Source organism: Methylobacterium sp. 4-46 (genome assembly GCF_000019365.1).
GTDB lineage: Bacteria > Pseudomonadota > Alphaproteobacteria > Rhizobiales > Beijerinckiaceae > Methylobacterium.
In genome coordinates this window covers 286,223-304,738 of sequence record NC_010511.1, presented here as the reverse complement: position 1 = coordinate 304,738, position 18,516 = coordinate 286,223, and the positions used below count along the sequence as shown (strand labels likewise).

Here is an 18,516-nt window from a genome sequence, read left to right as displayed (position 1 = left end):
TCGATCAGGAGCGCCTAGCGGCGCTCGGGCGCGTCGGCCAGGAGCGCCGCCACCCGGGTCCCGAGCTCGCCCGAGGGAAACGGCTTCTCCAGCACCGCGTAGGCGTGCGGGATGCGCGCCGCCTCGGCGTGACCGGTGACGATCAGGAAGGGCAGGTCCGGCCGGCGCCCGCGCACCGCCTCGGCGAGGTCGAGGCCGGTCATGCCCGGCATGGCGAGGTCGGCGACGACGAGGTCGAAGGGCTCCGCCTCGATCCGCGCCAGGGCCGCCTCGGCCTCCGGCACCTCCACGGCCTCGTGCCCGAAGCCGCTCAGGAAGGAGGCGGTCACGTGGCGCACCTGCGGGTCGTCGTCGACCACCAGGATGCGGGCCCGCCGCCGCGGCGGCACCGCCGCCCCCGCGCGGGCCTCGTCGGTCTCGACCGGCTCGTGCGCCCGCGGCAGGTAGAGGTCGACCCTCGTCCCGCGCCCGACCTCGGTGTCGATGCGGATCGTGCCGCCCGATTGCTGCAGCAGGCTGAACACCATGGCGAGGCCGAGCCCGGTGCCCTGGCCCTGCGCCTTGGTGGTGAAGAAGGGCTCGAAGACCCGGCTCAGGATCTCGGGCGGGATGCCGGTCCCCGTGTCGGCGATCGCGATCACCGCGTAGTCGCCGTCCGGCAGGTCGGGATCGGGGCTGCCCGCCACCACGACGTTGCGGGTCGACAGGGTGACGATCCCGCCATCCGGCATCGCGTCGCGGCCGTTGATGCAGAGGTTGAGGATCGCGAGTTCGAGCTGCTCGGGATCGACCCGCGCCGGCCAGAGGTCGGGCGCGAGCGCGTGGTCGACCTGCACGAAGCCGCCGAGGCTGCGCCCGAGCAGGTCGTCCATCCCCCGGATCACGCCGTTGAGGTCGACCACCCGGGCCTGCAGGTCCCGCTGCCGGCTGAAGCTGAGGAGCCGCTTGGTCAGGGCGGCGCCGCGCTGGGCGGCCTGCGCGGCGTTGGTCATCAGCCGCGTCAGCCGCGCGTCGCCCGCGACCTTCGGCAGCGCCAGTTCGAGGCTGCCCATGATGGCGGTGAGGAGGTTGTTGAAATCGTGCGCGACGCCGCCCGCCAGGGTGCCGAGCGCCTGCATCTTGTCGGCCTGGCGCAGGCGGGCTTCGAGCTGCTTCTGCTCGGTGACGTCCCGCTCGATCGTGGCGAGATGCGCGAGCGCCCCGTGCGCGTCGCGGATCGGCACCCGCACCACCTGGGTCCAGGTCGGGGCGGCGGCGGGACCGCCCGCGATCGTCGCCTCGACCGGGTGAAGGCCGGCGGCGGCCTCCCGGTCCGCGGCCTCGACGCGGGCGGCCGTCTCGGGATCGAGGAAGCGGCTCTCGGGCTCGCCGAGGCAATCCTCGACGGCGGCGCCGAGCCGGGCGGCCTTGGCGGCGTTGAGGCGCACGAAGCGTCCCTGCGGGTCCTTGAAGGCGATCGCGTCCCCCGCATGGTCGAGGAGCCCGCGCAGGAGGGCGCGCTCCGTGGCGAGGTCGCGCCCGAGCCGGCAGCGCTCGTAGGCGGCCCGCACGGCGCCGCGCAGCAGGGCCGCGTCCCAGGGCTTCGTCACGTAGCCGGTGATGCCGCCGCGGTTCAGGGCCGAGGTCACGGCCGAGAGATCGGCGTAGCCGGTGAGGAGGATCGCCTGCGCGTCGCTGACCTCGCGGGCCCGCGCCAGCAGCGCGTCGCCGGTCATGCCCGGCATGCGCTGGTCGGAGACGATGACGGCGACGTCCGGCTCGGCGGCGAGCAGGGCGAGCGCGTCGGCCGGGCGGCTCGCCGTCAGCACCCGGAACTCGTCCTCCAGGAGGTCCTCGAGCGCGACGAGGATGTCCGGCTCGTCGTCGACCGCCAGGATGGTGCCGCGCGCCGCCTCCCTGTCCATGCCCCTCCGAAGGTTCGTCTCGTCGGTGATCATGCGGGCCGCCGCGGAATGCTGATCACGAAGCAGGCGCCGCCGCCGGGCGCCGTCTCGACCGAGATGGTGCCGCTATGCGCCTGAACCACGCTGTAGGCAATGGCGAGGCCCAGGCCGGTGCCGGAGCCGACCGGCTTCGTCGTGAAGAAGGGTTCGAAAATTCGCTCGCGCAGGGCCTCGGGCACCCCCGGGCCGGTGTCGCTGATCCGGATCACGTCGTTCTCCGCCTCGCTCAGCGTCTCGACGGTGATCCGGCCCTCGCCCGGAATCGCGTCCGCGGCGTTGCCGATGATGTTCATGACGACCTGGTTGAGGAGGGCGGGCGTGCAGCGGATCTCCGGCTCGCCCGCGAAAAGCCGCTCGACGGCGATGCGGGTGCCGAGCTTGTGCTGCAGCAGGGCGAGCACGGTCTCGATCGCGTCCGGCACGTTGACGCTCCGCATCTCGCCCTCGTCGAGGCGGGAGAACTTGCGCAGGTTGACGACGAGGTCCTGGATCCGACCGAGGCCGAGCCGCATCGCGCCGATCCGGTCGCGGGCCTTGGCGAGCGCCCGGCGCGCCGGCTCGGGCAGCCCCTCGGCCTGCTCCGCCACCTCGCCGACCAAGCGCTCGACCGTGCCCTGGTGGGCGAGAATGAAGGCGAGCGGGTTGTTGATCTCGTGGGCGATGCCGGCGACGAGCTCGCCGAGCGAGGCCATCTTGGCCGCCTGGACGAGCTTGGCCTGCGCGTCCTTGAGCTGGCGGTTGGCATCGGCGAGGTCGCGGTTGGCCCGCTCCAGGGCGCCGGCCAGCGCCGCCTTGGCCTCGGCGGCGGCGGCCTCGGCCTGGGCGCGCTCCACCGCCCGCTCGTGCTGGCGCAGCTCGTCCGCGACCCGGCGGTTGTCCTCCTCCAGGAGCTTGCGGCGCACCAGCGTGCGCACCCGGATCGCCAGCACCTCGCCCTCGGCGCCCTTCGGCACCACGTCGTCGACCCCCGCCGCGAAGGCCTGGACCAGCAGGTCCTTGCCGGCCGCCGCGGCGCTGCCGATCCCCACGAGGTAGAAGCCGGGGCCGCCCGCCGACTCCCGCAGGGAAGCGACGCGCCGGCACAGCTCGACCGCCTCGTAGGCCGTGGAGAGCAGATCGACGGTGACGCAGTCGAAGGCCGCGTCGGGCGCGGCCAGCGCCGCCAGGGCCTGGTCCGGGCCCTCGGCCGCCACGACCGCGTGGCCGTCCTGCCCGAACAGGCCCGCGAGGTAGGCCCGGTAGGTCGCGCTCGCGTCCACGACCAGGATGCGGGCGCGCCGGAAGGCCCCGTGCCCCGCCTCCTGGGCGGTGCCCGCGCCGCGCTCGCGCAGCAGCGCGCGGATGCGCAGGACGAGGAGGTCGCGGTCGGCGGATTTCGGCACGTAGGCGTCGGCGCCGCTCTCCAGCCCCTGGCGCTCCAGGTCGCGCCCCTGCGCCTCGGTCAGCATCAGCACCGGCGTGGCGCGGGTGCGCAGCGACAGGCGCATCTGGCGGGTGAGCTCGTCGCCGTTGATGCCCGGGAGGTGGTAATCGGCCACGACGAGGTCGGGCAGGCCCTGGTTCAGGGCGTCGAGGGCCGCCTCCGCGGTGGCGCAGCGCGTCACCGCGAAGCCGCTCCCTTCCAGGAACAGGCGCAGCTGCAGGGCCTGGGTCTCGGAATCCTCGACGAGGAGGATCCGGGCCGGGGCGGCGCCGGTCGGCGCGGCTCTCATCGGGCGGCTCCGGGCTGCACCGCGCGCAGGATCCGGGGCGCGATCATGTCGAGGGGCAGCACCGCGCTCGCGGCCCTGAGCCGCACGGCGGCGGCCGGCATGCCGTAGACCACCGCGGAGGTCTCGTGCTCGGCGATCGTGAGGGCGCCGGCTCGGCGCATGTCGAGGAGACCCGCCGCCCCGTCCTCGCCCATCCCGGTGAGCAGGATCCCGAGGGCCCGGGACCCGGCATGGCGCGCGAGCGAGCGGAACAGGGCGGTCGCGGAGGGCCGCTGGCCGCCGATCGGGGGATCGTCCGACAGGGCGATGAGGCCGCCGGGCCCGAATTCGAGGTGCCGGTCCCCGGGCGCCACGTAGACGTGGCCGGGCAGCGGGCGCACGCCCTCGGCGGCGATCTCGACGGCGAGGGGCACGACCCCGTTCAGCCAGGCGGCGAAGCCGTCCATGAAGGCGGCGCCCATGTGCTGCACGAGCAGGATCGGGGCCGGGAACGCGGCCGGCAGGGCGCCGAGGAGCCGCGCGAAGGCGGGCGGCCCGCCCGTCGAGGCCGCGACCGCGACGAGGCCCGGCGGCGCGCCGACCGCGTCCGGCCGGGCGGGCGGGTCGAAGAGGGGCGGGCGCTCGCGCTCGGCGCCGATCGGCCGGCGGCGGATCACCGGCACCTCGCTCATGATGCGCAGCTGCGTGCAGATCTCGTCCGCCACCGCCGCGTAGGCCCGGTGCCCGGTGCCGACCGGCTTCTCGACCACGCTGAGCGCCCCGGCCCGCAGGGCGTTCATGGAGATCTTGAGCGAGGAATCCTCGACCGCGTCGGCGATGACCACGATGGGGGTCGGCCGCTCGGCCATGATCCGCCGCGTCGTCTCCAGCCCGTCGATGCCGGGCAGGCGGATGTCCATGGAGATCACGTCCGGCTGGACGCGGTGGATCTCCCGCAAGGCCTCCTCCCCGGAAGGGACCGCCGCGACGAGGGCGAGCCGCGGGTCGCGGCTGACGATGTGGGCGAGGAGCTGGCGGACGACGAGGGAATCCTCGACCAGCATCACGCGGACCGGGGCGGTCATGGCGCCCTCCGGGCCGGGATGCGCCCGAGATCCGCGTGACGACCCGCGCGCGGGAGGGGGTCCGCGGCGCGGCGGGAGCGGAACGGGGGGGCGGGGCGGGCGGACGCGTTCACAGGAGCTGGCCGATCGTGTCGAGCAATTCGCGTTGGTCGAACTTCTGCTTGGTGATGTAGGCATCCGCGCCGAGATCGAGGCCGCGGCGGATGTCCGCGGGGTCGCCGCGGGAGGTCATCAGGATGACCGGCAGGCGCGTCAAGGCGGGATCGGCCTTGATCGCCTGGAGCAGCCCGAATCCGTCGAGGCGGGGCATCTCGACATCCGCCACCACCAGATCCACCTCGGCGTGGTCGCGGCGCAGGCGCTCGAGCGCGTCCTGGCCGTCGACGCAGACGAAGACGCGGTAGCCCTGCGCCTCCAGGATGCTCTTCTCCAGGGTGCGGGTGGTGATCGAATCGTCGACCACCAGGATGGTCCAGCGCCGCCCGGGCGCCTCGGCGCGGGCCGGGGCCGGCGCGACCCGGCCCGCCGTCTCCCCGGCCCGGGCGAGGAGGCCGGCCGGGTCGAGGACGAGGGCCGGGGTCTCGTCCGTGAGCAGGATTGTGCCGGAGAACAGCCCCGCCTCGCCCCCGATCGGCGGCGGCGGGCCGACGAGGCTCGCGCGCACGTCGAGGAGGCGGTCGACGGCGGCGAGGCAGAGGTCGCTGCCGCTGCGCAGCAGCACGCCCCGCAGGAGCCCGTCCTCGACCGGGAGGGTGGCGTCGCCGCCGAGGAGCCCGGCGAGGGGCACGACCGGCACCACCGCGTCGCGGCCGTCGAGGCTGAGCCGGGCCGAGGGCACGCCCGCGACCGGCGCGATCTCCGCCGCCCGCAGCCGCAGCAGCCGCGCGGCGGCGCCGCTCGGGATCGCGTAGACGCGGCCCCCCGCCTCGACGAGGAGGAGCGGCCGGCGCGCCGCCGAGAGCGGCACCACCACGACGACCTCGGCCCCGTGGGGCTGGGCCCGGCGCAGGCGCGCCCGGCCGCGCAGCCGGGCCGCCGCCTCGGCGACGACGGAGAGCCCGACGCCGCGCCCGGAGAGGCGGTCGATCTTGTCGGTGGTCGAGAAGCCGGGCGCGAAGACGAGGCCGAGGGCCTCCCGGGTCGTCGGCCTGGCATCCGGGGCGATCAGGCCCTGGCGGCGGGCCGTCTCGACGATGCGGGCGACGTCCGGGCCGCGCCCGTCGTCGCGCACGGCGAGCACGAGGTCGCCCCCGCGCACGGCGAGCGACAGGGTGACGGTGAGCGCCTCGGGCTTCCCCTTGCGGCGGCGCTCGTCGGGCGGCTCGGCCCCGTGGCTCACCGCGTTGCGCATCAGGTGGAGGACCGGGTCCTTCAGCTCCTGCAGCAGGCTGCGGTCGATCGGGACGTCGAGGCCCTGCAGCCGCACCTCGACGGGAAGGCCCGCCTCGCGGGCGATCTCCCGCACCATCCGCCCGTAGCCGCCGAACACCGTCTCGGCGGGGACGAGGAGCAGGCGGTCGCTGCTCTCGCGCAGGCGTCGCGCCGCCGCCTCGACCGTGCCGGCGGCGCGGTGCTGGTCGCGGGCGAGGCCCGAGACGCCGCGCACCATCACCCGCGCCTCGCCGTCGAGGCGGCGGCCGAGGTCGAGGGCGGCCTCCAGGAGGGCGGCGCCGGGATCCCCCGCCTCGCGCAGGCGCCGCGCCAAGGCCGCGACCTCGCCGGTGCGCTCGCGCCACGCGTCGGCGGTCCGGCGCAGGATCCGGCCCTGCCCGTCGAGCGCCGCGAGGGCGCCGCCGATCTCGTCGTGGCCCTGAAGGGCGAGGGAGAGGCCGTGCACCGCCCGCGACAGGCCCTCGACGTCGTCGCTGGCGATGCGCAGGACCGAGAGGGCGGGCTCGGGCGCGGGCTCCGCCTGCGGGGCGGGGGCCGCGGGCGGCGTCGCCGGGGCGGCCTCCCGGTGAGGCGGCGCGGCCGGCGGCTGCAGGCCGAGCGCCCGGTCGAGGGCCGCGGCGGCGTCGGCGGGGAGCGGCGGGTCGGGCGTCTCGGCGAGCCCCGCCGCCATGCCCTCGATCCGGTCGAGGGCGAGCGTCACCGCGGCGAGCGCCGCCGCGTCGAGGGGGTGCGCGCCCTCGACGATGCGGTCGAACAGGGTCTCCAGCCGGTGGGCGATCTCCTCGATCGCCGGCAGGTCGACGGCGCGGGCCGCGCCCTTCAGGCTGTGGGCGCGCCGGAAGACGTCGTTCCAGTCCGGGCCGCGGCCCTCGCGCGCGGCGGCGAGGGCGGCCCGGATCGCCCCGAGATGCTCCCGATGCTCGGCCTCGAAGGCCGCGAGCAGCATGGCGCGGATGTCCATGCGGCGGCCTCAGCCCGCCCGCCCGCGGGCCCCGGCCCGCCCGCGGGCTCCGGCCCGCCCGCGGGCTTCGGCCCACCCGCGGGGCCCGGCCCGCCAGCCCGGCGCCGTCACAGCCGGTACCGCTGCGCCAGGGCCGTCAGGGCCGTCGCGAGCTCGCTCAGGTTGGCGGCCGCGCTCTCGACCTGCCGGGTGCCCGCCGCGGTCTGCTGGCTCGCCTGCCGGATGTTCTGCAGCGCCCCCATCACCTGCTCGATGCCGAGCTGCTGCTGGTTCGTCGAGGCGACGATCTGCTGGAAGGTCTGCACGCTCTCCTGCACGCGGGCGGTGATCTCCTCGATGGTCGCGTGGGTGGTGTCGGAGCGCTCCTTGCCGAGCGCCACCCGCTTCACCGCCTCCTCGGTCAGCATCACCGAGGCGTTGATGCCCCGCTGGATGTCGCCGAGCAGCGCCCGCACCTGGCCGGTCGCCTCCTTGGCCTGGTCGGCGAGCGCCTTCATCTCGCTCGCCACCACCGCGAAGCTGCGGCCGGACTCGCCCGCGGCGGCCGCCTCGATGGCGGCGTTGAGGGCGAGGAGATGGGTGCGCTCCGAGACGTCGTTCACGGTGGCGATGATCTCGCCGATGGCCTGCGTCTTCTCGCTCAGGGAGACGATGTTGGTCGCCACCGCCTCGCTCTGTTCGCGGATCGCGTCCATGGCGCGGGCGGTCTCGTCGACGGCGCGCAGCCCCGCCTGCGAGGTCTGGGCGGTCGCCTGCGCGGTGGCGATCACCTCCTGGGCGCGCTTGCCGATCTGCGCCCCCGCATGGGTGATCTCGTCGACCGTGGCGGCGGTCTCCTGCACGGCGGCGAACTGCTCCTCGACGCTCGCGGCCTGCTCCTGGGCGGAGGCGCGGATCTCGGCCGCGGCCGCGTTGAGGTTCGCGGTGGCGCCGCGGTTCTGGCTCGCGAGCTCGCGCAGCCCGTCGACCATCTGGTTCAGCACGAGTCCGAGCCGCCCGAACTCGTCCCGGCTCCGGTCGGCGATCCGCCCGGTGAGATCGCCCTCGCCGACCCGGCCGACGAAGGCCATCACGGTCTCGAGCGGATGGGCCACCGAGCGCCGGATCAGGGCGGTGATGACCAGCGCCATCACCACGCAGGTGGCGAGCGCCGCGATGGTCGAGATGCGGCTCTCCTCGTAGACCGCGCCGACCCGGCGCTGCCCCGCGGCGATCGCCTCGTCGAGCGCGTCGCGCGCCGAGACCATGGTGCGCCCGAAGCTCTCCTGCGCCTGATCGAGATCCGTCTCCGCATTCTGCACGGTCGCCACGTCGCCGGCATCGAGGGCCTGGAACTGCCGTTCCGTCCCGGTGCGGATCGCCCGCAACTCGACCCCCGCCGCGGTCAGGATCTCGCCGATCCGCTGCCAGGCGGCGGCCCGGTCGGCGGAGAGGGACTGGCCGCGATACTCGTTGACGTTGGTGATGGCGCTCGCCAGCGCCGTCTCGGCCGCGGTGGCGGCGCGGCGCCAGCCGACCGCCGGCTCCTCCTTGGGCGGCACCTCGCGGTTGAGGGCGCGCAGGAAGTAGCGGGTCGTCGCCTCGTCGCGCAGGTCGCTCATCCGGCGCTGCGCCTCGCGGATTCCTTCCAGCTGGTGCATCACCGCGAGGTCGCGGCTGACGATGAGGTCGGTCGCGCGGCGCACGTCGCCGATCTGGGCGAGGGCGTAGAGGCCGAGCGCCACGATCACCAGGATCACGGCGGTGAAGCCGAGGAGGATGCGGTTCCCGATCGAGATCGACACGCTGGTCACTGGCTCCGGAAGTGAGGGGGGATTCAGGTCCGCGGCGCGGCGCCGAGGATGGGCTGCAGGAGGGCGGCGAGGTCGAGGAGGGCGAAGCTTTCCCGGAGCGCGAAGCGCTCCGCGTCGGCCGCCTCGGCGCGGGCGTGGCCCGCGACGGCCCGCCCGGGCGGGGCGGGGCCGGGATCCAGGAGCGCGTCGAGCACGGCGAGCGCCCGCTCGACCCGCAGGCCCAGCCGTGGCGCGTCCCGGCGCAGCACCACGAGGTGCGCGGCCGCCTCGGCCGGGAGCGGCGGCAGGTCCAGGGCGGTGGCGAGGTCGAGGATGCTGAGCAGGGCGCCGCCCCGGCCCGAGAGGCCGATCAGGGCCGGCGGCGCGCCGGGCACCGGCGTGCAGGGCCGGAACGGCGCCACCTCGGCCACCGCGTCGAGGGGCAGGGCGAGGCACTCGGTCCCGATCCGGCACAGGAGCACGCGGCGGCGCGCCCGCGTCTCGGCCGGCGCCCGGCCGCGCTCGGCCAGGGCGCGGCTGCGCGCGTCGAGGATCGCCTCGACCCGGGCGGCACCAAGTGCCGCGTCGGCGCCAAGTGCCGCGTCGGCGCCAAGTGCCGCCTCGGCGCCAAGTGCCGCCTCGGCGCCAAGTGCCGCCTCGGCGCCAAGTGCCGCGTCGGCGCCAAGTGCCGCGTCGGCGCCAAGTGTGGCCCCCGCGCCAAGTGTGGCCTCCGCGCCAAGTGCCGCTCCGGGCGCGGCCGTCGGATGAGCCGGACCCGTCACGGCGCCACCGCGTCGAGGAGCGGCCGGGCCGCGTCGGTGAGGCGCGCGGCGGTCAGGCCGTCGCCCTCCGGCAGTTCGGTCTCGGGCGGCAGGGGGGCGGCGAGCCGCAGGGCGTTCTCGACCGCCCGCCGTCCCGCCGCCCCGCGCCCGAGGGCGATCAGGGTCAGGCCGAGATGGTAATGGGCCATGACGAAGCCTTTCTCGAGGTAGATCGCCGCGCGGAAGGCGCGCTCCGCCTCCTCGGGCCGCGCCCGCGCCCGGGCGAGCAGGCCCTCGTAGAAGCGCAGCCGCGCGTCGGTCGGATCGGCCTGCAGGGCCGCCCGGCAGGCCTGCCAGCTCGCGTCGAGATCCCCGGCATCCGCGAGCGCCCGCACGGCGGCGAGCGCCGCGCCGGGCGGGGACTCGCTTGGCGGGGACTCGCTTGGCGGGGACTCGCCTGGCGGGGACTCGCCGGCCGGGGATGCCGGAGGCGCGGGCGGGGGCGACGGTCGCGCCGGGGCGCGGCGGGCCGGGCGCGACGGGGCGGGCGGCGGGACGCGCGGCGGGAAGGATTCCTGGGCCGGTCCGGGCGGGAGCGCCGGGAGAGGGGCCGGGTCCTCCTCTGGCCGCCGGTAGGCGGCGGTGCCGGGCAGGCTCACCGGGCGCAGGATCTCCGCGAAGGCCGGGTTGGGCTCGGCATGTCCGAGCAGCAGCCAGCCGCCGGGGCGCAGCCGCTCGGCCAGCGCCCGCACCACCGCCATGACCGTGTCGGGATGGAAGTAGATCAGGACGTTGCGGCACAGGATGAGGTCGTAATCCGTGAGCGCGAGCGAGGCCGTGCCGTCGACGAGGTGGAGCAGGTTCTGCGGCTCGAAGCGGGCGAGGCCGCGGAATTCCGGGCGCAGCGCGAAGGTGTTCTCGCGCGCGCCGCGCCGGAAGTAGCGCGCCCGCTCCTCGGCCGAGAGGCTGCGCAGGGCCCAGGCCCCGTACTCGGCCCGGCGCGCGACGGCGAGCACCTCCCGGTTGATGTCCGTGCCGGTGAGCGCGATGCGCCACTCCGCCAGCGCCTCGCCGAGGATCTCGTGCAGCAGGATCGCGAGCGAGTAGGTCTCGGGACCGGTCGAGCAGCCCGCGCTCCAGATCCGCAGCCGCTTCTCCCGCGCCCTCGCGGCGATGCGCTCGGGCAGGATGGTCCGGCGCAGGGCCGCGAACTGCTCCGCGTAGCGGAAGAAGAACGTCTCCCCGATGGTGATCTCGGCTTCGAGCGCCGCCCATTCCTCCTCGCTGGCGCTCAGATGCGCCAGGTAGGCGCCCGCGTCCGGCGCGGCGGCGGCGCGCAGCCGGCCCCGCAGGCGGTCCCAGAGCAGGTCGTCCTTGTCGGCGTAGTAGTGGTGGCCGGTGCGGGCGACGATCGCCGCCTTGAGCGCCGCGAAGGCCGGATCCTCCGTCGGCGCCCGCGGGGTCAGGCGGCCCATTCGGCGAGCCGCTCCTGGGCGAGCCGCGTCTGCGCGTCGAGGCGCGCCCGCTCCTCGGCGAGGAGGATGCGGGACACGGCGAGTTCGTGCAGCAGGCGCCCGCCGCACCGCAATTCCCCGGCGACGCAGCCGTTGAGGGCGGTGCCCTGCGGGAGCGGCGTCACGGCCTCGGGTTCCACGCTGACGAGGTCGTCGACGCGGTCGACCAGGAGGGCGAGCGGCGCCGCCTCGCCCACGAGGAGCAGGTGACGGTAGAGCATCGGCCGGCCGGCGGACGCGCCCGCGAGCCCGAACAGGACCGCGAGGTCGAGCACCGGCACCGCCGCGCCGCCCAGGCTGAAGAAGCCGGCCAGCGCCGCCGGCACCCCGGGGGGGCGCCACAGGCGCGGCAGCGGCAGCACCTCGCGCACGGCCTCGCGCCGCACGGCGCAGCCCGTGCCGGCGACATCGACCACCAGGAAGGCCGCGGCCCCCGCCATTCTCCGCCTACCCGCCAGACACCCGGATGCGGCCGAGATAGGGGAGGGCGCGGGGATTCCCAATGCTCCGCCGCCGCCTGCCCCGAAAGTCGAAGCAGGCTCCGCGGCCGAGGACGCCGGAAAACCGGTTGACCGGCCCGGTCCGGGCGCGTAGGTTCCGCGCCACTTTTCGGGATGGGTCGACGCGACATGCGCGCGGGTCTTATTGTAGGGTGGGCGCCACGGACGGGGCGGGCTTGAGAGACAGCCCGTGAGCCCGCCGGTGGCGCATGCAGGGTCCTTCGGGGCCCTTTTTTATTGCCCGAACCGGCCGCTGCACGAGACGAGACGCGAGCACAAGGAGGGGATCAGATGGGTGCGGCTGAGGTCATGACCGGCGCCGAGATGGTGATCCGGGCGCTGCAGGATCAGGGCGTCGACACGCTGTTCGGCTATCCGGGCGGCGCGGTGCTGCCGATCTACGACGCGCTGTTCCACCAGGACAGCGTCAAGCACATCCTGGTCCGCCACGAGCAGGGGGCGGTGCACGCGGCCGAGGGCTACGCGCGCTCCTCGGGCAAGGTCGGCTGCGTCCTCGTCACCTCGGGGCCGGGCGCCACCAACGTCGTCACGGGCCTGACCGACGCGCTCCTCGACTCGATCCCGCTCGTCTGCATCACCGGCCAGGTGCCGACCCACCTGATCGGCTCCGACGCGTTCCAGGAATGCGACACGGTCGGCATCACCCGCAGCTGCACCAAGCACAATTACCTGGTGAAATCGATCGACGACCTGCCGCGCATCCTCCACGAGGCCTTCTACGTCGCCTCGCACGGCCGGCCCGGTCCCGTCGTGATCGACCTGCCGAAGGACGTCCAGTTCGCGAGCGGCCTCTACCGGCGGCCGGTCGAGAACGGCCACAAGACCTACAAGCCGCAGATCCAGGGCGATCGGAGCAAGATCCGGGCGGCCGTGGCCCTGATGGCCGGCGCCCGGCGCCCGGTCTTCTACACCGGCGGCGGCGTGATCAATTCGGGGCCCGAGGCGTCGCGGCTGCTGCGCGAACTCGTCCGCACCACCGGCTTCCCGATCACCTCGACGCTGATGGGGCTCGGCGCCTATCCGGGATCCGACCCGCAGTTCCTGGGCATGCTCGGCATGCACGGGACCTACGAGGCGAACTTGGCGATGCACGAATGCGACGTCATGATCTGCATCGGTGCCCGCTTCGACGACCGCATCACCGGCCGGCTCGACGCCTTCTCGCCCTTCTCCAAGAAGATCCACGTCGACATCGACGCCTCCTCGATCAACAAGAACGTGAAGGCCGATCTCGCCATCCTGGGCGACTGCGCCTCGGTGCTCGCCGACATGCTGGCGGAGTGGCGGGCGATCACGCCGACGCCGGACAAGGGCCGCCTGACCGAGTGGCTGTCGAAGATCAACGGCTGGAAGGCGCGCGAGTGCCTCGGCTACTGGCCCTCCGCTACCACCATCAAGCCGCAGCACGCGGTCCAGCGCCTCTACGAGGCGACCAAGCACCGCGAGACCTACGTCACCACCGAGGTCGGCCAGCACCAGATGTGGGCGGCCCAGTACTACAAGTTCGAGGAGCCGAACCGCTGGATGACGTCGGGCGGCCTCGGCACCATGGGCTACGGCCTGCCGGCCGCGATCGGCGCGCAGCTCGCCCATCCGGGCGCCCTGGTGATCGACATCGCGGGCGAGGCCTCGATCCTGATGAACATGCAGGAGATGTCGACGGCCGTGCAGTACCGCCTGCCGGTCAAGATCTTCATCCTGAACAACGAGTACATGGGCATGGTGCGGCAGTGGCAGGAGCTGCTGCACGGCTCGCGCTACTCCGAGAGCTACTCGTCGAGCCTGCCGGACTTCGTGAAGCTGGCCGAGGCCTACGGGGCCAAGGGCATCCGCTGCGAGAGGCCCGGCGACCTCGACGCGGCGATCCAGGAGATGCTGGACTATGACGGCCCGGTGATCTTCGATTGCATCGTCGACAAGACCGAGAACTGCTTCCCGATGATCCCGTCCGGCAAGGCGCACAACGAGATGCTCCTGTCCGACTATCTCGGCGAGACGGGGGGCGATCTCGGCTCGGTGATCGGTGAGGAAGGCAAGGTCCTGGTCTGAAGGCCGCGGGGGAGACCGATGAACGCGATGAACACCCACTACCCCGAGCCGGTCCGGGTCGAGCCGGTCGCCCGCCACACCCTGGCGGTGATCGTCGACAACGAGCCGGGCGTGCTCTCCCGGATCGCCGGCCTGTTCTCCGGCCGCGGCTACAACATCGAGAGCCTGACCGTCTCGGAGACCGAGCACACGCAGCACCTCTCGCGCATCACGATCGTGACGACCGGCACCAACGCCGTGATCGACCAGATCAAGGCGCAGCTCGACCGTCTGGTGCCGGTGCACCGGGTGGTCGACCTGACCCTGCAGGGCGAGTCGCTGGAGCGCGAACTCTGCCTCGTGAAGGTGGTGGGCAAGGGCGAGCACCGGGTCGAGGCGATGCGCCTCGCCTCGTCCTTCGGCGCCCGCACCCTCGACGCGACGCTCAATTCCTTCGTGTTCGAGCTCACCGGCTCCACCGACGAGATCGAGCGCTTCATCAGGCTGATGTCGGAGATCGGGCTCGTGGAGATCTCGCGCACCGGCGTCGCCGCGATGAGCCGCGGCGCCGAGCCGATGTAGGGCGGGATGCGGGATCGCCGCCCGCCCACGCGGCAGGCGGGCCCGGCGCCTGCCGCGCCGCGCGGATCCCGCCCCGCCGGCGCGGTCAGAACAGCTTCCGCAGCTCGCTCTTGAGGATCTTGCCGCTCGGATTGCGCGGCAGGATCTCCTCGTGGAAGAGGATGCGCACCGGCACCTTGAAGGCGGCGAGCCGCGCGGCCACGAAGGCGCGCAGCTCCTCCTCGGAGGCGTTCTCGCCGCGCGCCAGCGCCACCACCGCGGCCGGCTCCTCGCCGAGGGTCGGGTGCGGGACCGCCACCACGGCCGCGTCGACCACCGCCGGGTGCTCGTGCAGGGCGTTCTCGACCTCGCAGCAATAGATGTTCTCGCCGCCGCGGATCAGCATGTCGCGGGCCCGGTCCACGATGGTTAGGAACCCCTCCGCATCCATCCGGGCGAGGTCGCCGGTCGCGAGCCAGCCGTCGCGGAAGGACGCCGCCGTCTCGTCCGGGCGGTTCCAGTAGCCCGCCACCACGTTGGGGCCCTTCACCTGCAGCTCTCCGACCTCGCCGGGCGGCAGGACGCGGCCCTCCGGATCGACGATCCGCGCCTCGCCGATCGGCAGCGGCGGGCCGCAGCTGTCCGGGCGGTGGAGGTAATCCTCGCCCATGTGGTGCGTGAAGGTGGCGGAGGTCTCGGTCATGCCCCAGCCGGTCGCGGGCGTCGTCCGCGGGAAGGCCGCGCGCAGGCGGCGGACCAGCTCGGCGGGGGCCGGGGCCCCCCCGTAGGTGATCGTCTCCAGGGAGGACAGGTCGTGCGTCCCGGCGGCCCAGCCGTCGAGGAGCTGCCAGGCGATGGTCGGCACGCCGCCCGCGCTGGTGCAGCGCTCGCGCGCGATCAGGTCGAGGGCCTGGGCGAGGTCCCAGCGCCGCATCAGGACGAGGCGCCCGCCGCGGTGGAGGTTGGTGACCAGAGTCGCGAAGCAGCCGGTGACGTGGAAGAACGGCACCGAGACCAGCGCCACCTTCTGGGGCGCCGCCGGATCCGGGACCGGGACCGGCTCGCCCCGGCGCAGGGCCGCCCGGGCGGCCGAGTAGGGATGGGCCAGGACCGCGCAGGCGCCGTTGCGGTGGGTGCCCATGGCGCCCTTCGGCCGGCCCGTCGTCCCCGACGTGTAGAACAGGGTCGCGAGGTCGTCGGGCGCGAGCGGCACGTCCGGCACCGTGCCGGGCGGGAGCGCGGCCCAGGCCGCGACGGGCCCGATGATCTCCCGGAGGCTCTCCGCATCCGGCGCCTCGCCCCGGGCGAGGAGCACGCGCCGGAGATCCGGGCAATCCTGCCGCCGCTCCGCGAGGCGCGCGAGGCGCTCCGCGTCCACCACCGCCACGCTGGCGCCGCAATCGGCCAGGGCGTAGGCGAGTTCGGGACCGGTCCACCACCCGTTGAGGGGCGCCGCCACCGCGCCCGCCAGCAGCGCGGCGAAGAAGGCGACCGGCCATTCGGGCAGGTTGCGCATCGCGATGGCGACCCGGTCGCCCGGGCGGACGCCGCCGCGGATCAGGTCGGCCGAGAGCGCCAGCACCGCCCGCGCGAAGGCCTCGAAACTCGCCCTCTCGTCCTCGTAGACCAGGAAGGTCTTCTCGCCGTGGCGGCGGCCGACCAGCAGGATGTCGCGCAGGGTCGGGGGCGCGGCGGCCCAGATCCGGGTCGGCACGCCGCGGATCACCGCCTCGTCCACCGCGAAGGGCGAGCCCGGCGCGGTCAGCCGCGCGGTCGCCTCGGCGAAGGAGAGCGCGGGCCAGGCAGGGGATTCGGTCATCGGCATCTCGGGATCAGTGATCCGACATCCGACGGATTGCGTCGCGATGCGGATGTCGGCTTCGCTCAAGCGCCGCGCGGGCTCGTCATACGACATCCGACGGATTGCTCCGCAATGCGGATGTCGGCTTCGCTCAAGTGCCGCGCGGGCTCGTCAGACGCTGTCCGGACGTGATCGTCCGGAGAGCGTATGGCACGGGACAGGCCGCGCGGCGAGGGCCCGCCTCGCCGTCACGTGATGGTCTGGCCGCCGTCGATCACGATGCTCTGGCCGGTCATGAAGGCCCCGGCGGGACTTGCCAGGAACACCGCCGCGCCCGCGATCTCGTCCGGCTGGCCGATCCGCCCGAGCGGGGTGCGGGCCGTGTAGGCGGCGCGGCTCGCCGGGTCCTCCCAGAGGGCGCGGGCGAAGTCGGTCTGGATCAGGCCCGGCGCGAGGCAATTGACCCGCACGTTGTGGGGGCCGAGCTCCACCGCGAGGTTGCGGGCGAGCTGGAAATCGGCGGCCTTGGAGACGTTGTAGGCGCCGATCACGCCGGAGCCCTTCAGCCCGCCCACCGACGACACGATGATGATCGCCCCGTCCCGCCGCGCGATCATCCCGGGCGCGCAGAAGCCGATCAGCCAGTGATTGGCCACCACGTTGTTGTCGAGGATCTTGCGGAAGGCCTCGTCGCTGATCCCGCTCATCGGCCCGTAATAGGGGTTCGAGGCGGCGTTGCAGACCAGCACGTCGATGCGGCCGAAGCGCTCCTCCGTGCGGCGCGCGAGGCGCTCGAGGTCGGCCTTCGACGAGATGTTGGCCGGCACCACGACGGCCCGCTCCTCCCCGTGCCGCGCGTTGATCGCCTCCGCCACCGCCCGGCAGGCCTCCTCCTTGCGCGAGGAGACCACGACCCGCGCGCCGTGCTCGGCGAGGCGCTCCGCGATGGCGCGGCCGATGCCGCGCGAGGAGCCGGTCACCACGGCGACGCGGCCGGTCAGATCGAACAGCGGCACGGGCCTCCCTCCAAATTCGCTTGCCAAATTCTCTTGCGTTTTGCCCGGACCTTAGCTCTCAATGGCGATTAAGCAAGCCGTGTTTTCGAAAAGCGCGGCGGCGGGGATCCGGTCGCCGAGGGAACGGCCGGGGTTTCGGGCCTTGCGGCGCCATACCCATTCCCCGATAACAGCCAGGGCGCCCGGCCCGCCGCCTCTGCGGAAGCCGGCCCGAGGAGGAAACTGGAGATGCGGGAAGCCGTCATCGTCGCGACCGCGCGCACGCCCATCGGCAAGGCCTACCGGGGCGCCTTCAACGACACCCAGGCTCAGGCGCTCGGCGGCCACGCGATCGCCGCCGCGGTGGCGCGGGCCGGCATCGACCCGGCCGAGGTCGGCGACGTGGTGATGGGGGCGGCGCTCCAGCAGGGCTCCACGGGGTCCAACATCGCCCGGCAGGCGGCCCTGCGGGCGGGCCTGCCCGCGAGCGTCGCCGGCATGAGCCTGGACCGGCAATGCGCCTCGGGCCTGATGGCGATCGCCACCGCCGCCAAGGAGATCGTGGCGGACGGGGTCGACGTCGCGGTGGGCGGCGGCCTCGAATCGATCTCGCTCGTGCAGAACGACCGGATCAACCGCTTCCGGGGGACCGACCCCTGGCTCGTGGAGCGGGTGCCGGCGCTCTACATGACAATGATCGAGACGGCCGAGACCGTGGCGGAGCGCTACGGGATCGACCGCGCGGCGCAGGACGCCTACGCCCTGCAATCCCAGAGGCGGACCGCCGAGGCCCAGGCGGCCGGACGCTTCGCCGACGAGATCGTGCCGCTCGCCACCCGCATGACCGTCACCGACAAGGCGACCGGCGAGACCGCCTCGCGGGAGGTCACCCTGGCCCAGGACGAGGGCAACCGGCCGCAGACGCGTCCGGAGGACCTCGCCGCCCTCAAGCCCGTGTTCAAGGATGGCCAGCGGGTGAAGGAGGGGCGCTTCGTCACCGCCGGCAATGCGAGCCAGCTCTCGGACGGCGCCTCGGCGAGCGTCCTGATGGAGGCCCGCGAGGCCGAGCGGCGGGGCCTGCAGCCGCTCGGGGCCTACCGGGGCATGGCGGTGGCGGGCTGTAACCCCGACGAGATGGGCATCGGCCCGGTCTTCGCGGTGCCCAAGCTGCTGCGCCAGCACGGCCTCTCGGTCGAGGACATCGACCTCTGGGAGCTGAACGAGGCCTTCGCCTGCCAGGTGCTCTACTGCCGCGACCGGCTCGGCATCCCGGACGAGCGGCTGAACGTGAACGGCGGTGCCATCAGCATCGGCCACCCCTACGGCATGTCGGGCGCCCGGATGACCGGGCACATCCTGCTGGAAGGCCGCCGCCGCGGCGCCAAGTACGGGGTGGTGACGATGTGCGTCGGCGGCGGCATGGGGGCGGCCGGCCTGTTCGAGATCTATTGAGGCGTTCGGAACGAGGCCCGTCGGGCGAGGTCGGCACGG

At 74.2% G+C, this 18,516-nt stretch carries 13 protein-coding genes; 3 read left to right on the top strand and 10 right to left on the bottom strand.

Features of this window, described 5'->3' with window-relative positions:
• Positions 1–14 precede the first annotated feature (14 nt).
• The 8 genes from M446_RS01195 to M446_RS01160 form a co-directional block, all read right to left on the bottom strand.
• Complete coding sequence (locus tag M446_RS01195; protein WP_012330236.1) at positions 15–1,937, bottom strand: response regulator; 1,923 nt, start codon at positions 1,935–1,937, stop codon at positions 15–17.
• Positions 1,934–3,655 carry a response regulator gene (locus M446_RS01190; protein WP_012330235.1) on the bottom strand — a complete coding sequence of 574 codons (1,722 nt, stop codon included), beginning with the start codon at positions 3,653–3,655 and terminating at the stop codon, positions 1,934–1,936. The genes M446_RS01195 and M446_RS01190 overlap by 4 nt, the downstream gene beginning before the upstream one ends.
• On the bottom strand, positions 3,652–4,719 hold the full coding sequence (gene cheB / locus M446_RS01185) for a chemotaxis-specific protein-glutamate methyltransferase CheB (protein WP_012330234.1): 1,068 nt from the start codon (positions 4,717–4,719) through the stop codon (positions 3,652–3,654). The genes M446_RS01190 and cheB overlap by 4 nt, the downstream gene beginning before the upstream one ends.
• Positions 4,720–4,828: 109 nt before the next feature.
• Positions 4,829–7,072: a response regulator gene (locus M446_RS01180; RefSeq protein ID WP_012330233.1), complete on the bottom strand. Its 2,244-nt coding sequence runs from the start codon at positions 7,070–7,072 to the stop codon at positions 4,829–4,831.
• Between the two features lie 107 nt (positions 7,073–7,179).
• Positions 7,180–8,865 (bottom strand): methyl-accepting chemotaxis protein, encoded by a 1,686-nt coding sequence (locus M446_RS01175; protein WP_012330232.1) that lies wholly within the window; start codon positions 8,863–8,865, stop codon positions 7,180–7,182.
• Between the two features lie 23 nt (positions 8,866–8,888).
• Complete coding sequence (locus tag M446_RS01170) at positions 8,889–9,626, bottom strand: chemotaxis protein CheW (protein ID WP_083784615.1); 738 nt, start codon at positions 9,624–9,626, stop codon at positions 8,889–8,891.
• Positions 9,623–11,080 carry a CheR family methyltransferase gene (locus M446_RS01165; protein WP_012330231.1) on the bottom strand — a complete coding sequence of 486 codons (1,458 nt, stop codon included), beginning with the start codon at positions 11,078–11,080 and terminating at the stop codon, positions 9,623–9,625. The genes M446_RS01170 and M446_RS01165 overlap by 4 nt, the downstream gene beginning before the upstream one ends.
• Positions 11,068–11,559 carry a chemotaxis protein CheW gene (locus tag M446_RS01160; RefSeq protein ID WP_012330230.1) on the bottom strand — a complete coding sequence of 164 codons (492 nt, stop codon included), beginning with the start codon at positions 11,557–11,559 and terminating at the stop codon, positions 11,068–11,070. The genes M446_RS01165 and M446_RS01160 overlap by 13 nt, the downstream gene beginning before the upstream one ends.
• A 351-nt stretch (positions 11,560–11,910) precedes the next feature.
• On the opposite strand from M446_RS01160, the gene M446_RS01155 reads away from it, so the two are divergent.
• Together M446_RS01155 and ilvN are read left to right on the top strand one after the other, a co-directional pair.
• Positions 11,911–13,689, top strand: coding sequence for an acetolactate synthase 3 large subunit (locus M446_RS01155; RefSeq protein ID WP_012330229.1), 1,779 nt, complete (start codon positions 11,911–11,913; stop codon positions 13,687–13,689).
• A gap of 18 nt (positions 13,690–13,707) precedes the next feature.
• Positions 13,708–14,250, top strand: a complete 543-nt coding sequence (gene ilvN / locus M446_RS01150; RefSeq protein WP_012330228.1) for an acetolactate synthase small subunit — start codon at positions 13,708–13,710, stop codon at positions 14,248–14,250.
• A gap of 85 nt (positions 14,251–14,335) precedes the next feature.
• Here the strand turns inward: ilvN and M446_RS01145 are convergent, their stop codons facing one another.
• Positions 14,336–16,054, bottom strand: coding sequence for a class I adenylate-forming enzyme family protein (locus M446_RS01145; RefSeq protein ID WP_043701977.1), 1,719 nt, complete (start codon positions 16,052–16,054; stop codon positions 14,336–14,338).
• Positions 16,055–16,278: 224 nt separating this feature from the next.
• Entirely contained in the window at positions 16,279–17,046 is a 768-nt protein-coding gene (locus M446_RS01140; protein ID WP_012330226.1) for an SDR family NAD(P)-dependent oxidoreductase, read from the bottom strand.
• A gap of 228 nt (positions 17,047–17,274) precedes the next feature.
• Here M446_RS01140 and M446_RS01135 point away from each other — a divergent pair, with 228 nt between their 5' ends.
• On the top strand, positions 17,275–18,477 hold the full coding sequence (locus M446_RS01135; protein ID WP_012330225.1) for an acetyl-CoA C-acyltransferase: 1,203 nt from the start codon (positions 17,275–17,277) through the stop codon (positions 18,475–18,477).
• Positions 18,478–18,516: the final 39 nt, after the last annotated feature.

Excerpts from the sequence above, each read along its gene's own strand:
- M446_RS01165 (WP_012330231.1), bottom strand. The coding sequence starts at position 11,080 with ATGGGCCGCCTGACCCCGCGGGCGCCGACGGAGGATCCGGCCTTCGCG.
- ilvN (WP_012330228.1), top strand. The coding sequence starts at position 13,708 with ATGAACGCGATGAACACCCACTACCCCGAGCCGGTCCGGGTCGAGCCG.
- M446_RS01155 (WP_012330229.1), top strand. The coding sequence starts at position 11,911 with ATGGGTGCGGCTGAGGTCATGACCGGCGCCGAGATGGTGATCCGGGCG.
- M446_RS01190 (WP_012330235.1), bottom strand. The coding sequence starts at position 3,655 with ATGAGAGCCGCGCCGACCGGCGCCGCCCCGGCCCGGATCCTCCTCGTC.
- M446_RS01135 (WP_012330225.1), top strand. The coding sequence starts at position 17,275 with ATGCGGGAAGCCGTCATCGTCGCGACCGCGCGCACGCCCATCGGCAAG.
- M446_RS01195 (WP_012330236.1), bottom strand. The coding sequence starts at position 1,937 with ATGATCACCGACGAGACGAACCTTCGGAGGGGCATGGACAGGGAGGCG.
- M446_RS01145 (WP_043701977.1), bottom strand. The coding sequence starts at position 16,054 with ATGCCGATGACCGAATCCCCTGCCTGGCCCGCGCTCTCCTTCGCCGAG.
- M446_RS01160 (WP_012330230.1), bottom strand. The coding sequence starts at position 11,559 with ATGGCGGGGGCCGCGGCCTTCCTGGTGGTCGATGTCGCCGGCACGGGC.
- M446_RS01180 (WP_012330233.1), bottom strand. The coding sequence starts at position 7,072 with ATGGACATCCGCGCCATGCTGCTCGCGGCCTTCGAGGCCGAGCATCGG.
- cheB (WP_012330234.1), bottom strand. The coding sequence starts at position 4,719 with ATGACCGCCCCGGTCCGCGTGATGCTGGTCGAGGATTCCCTCGTCGTC.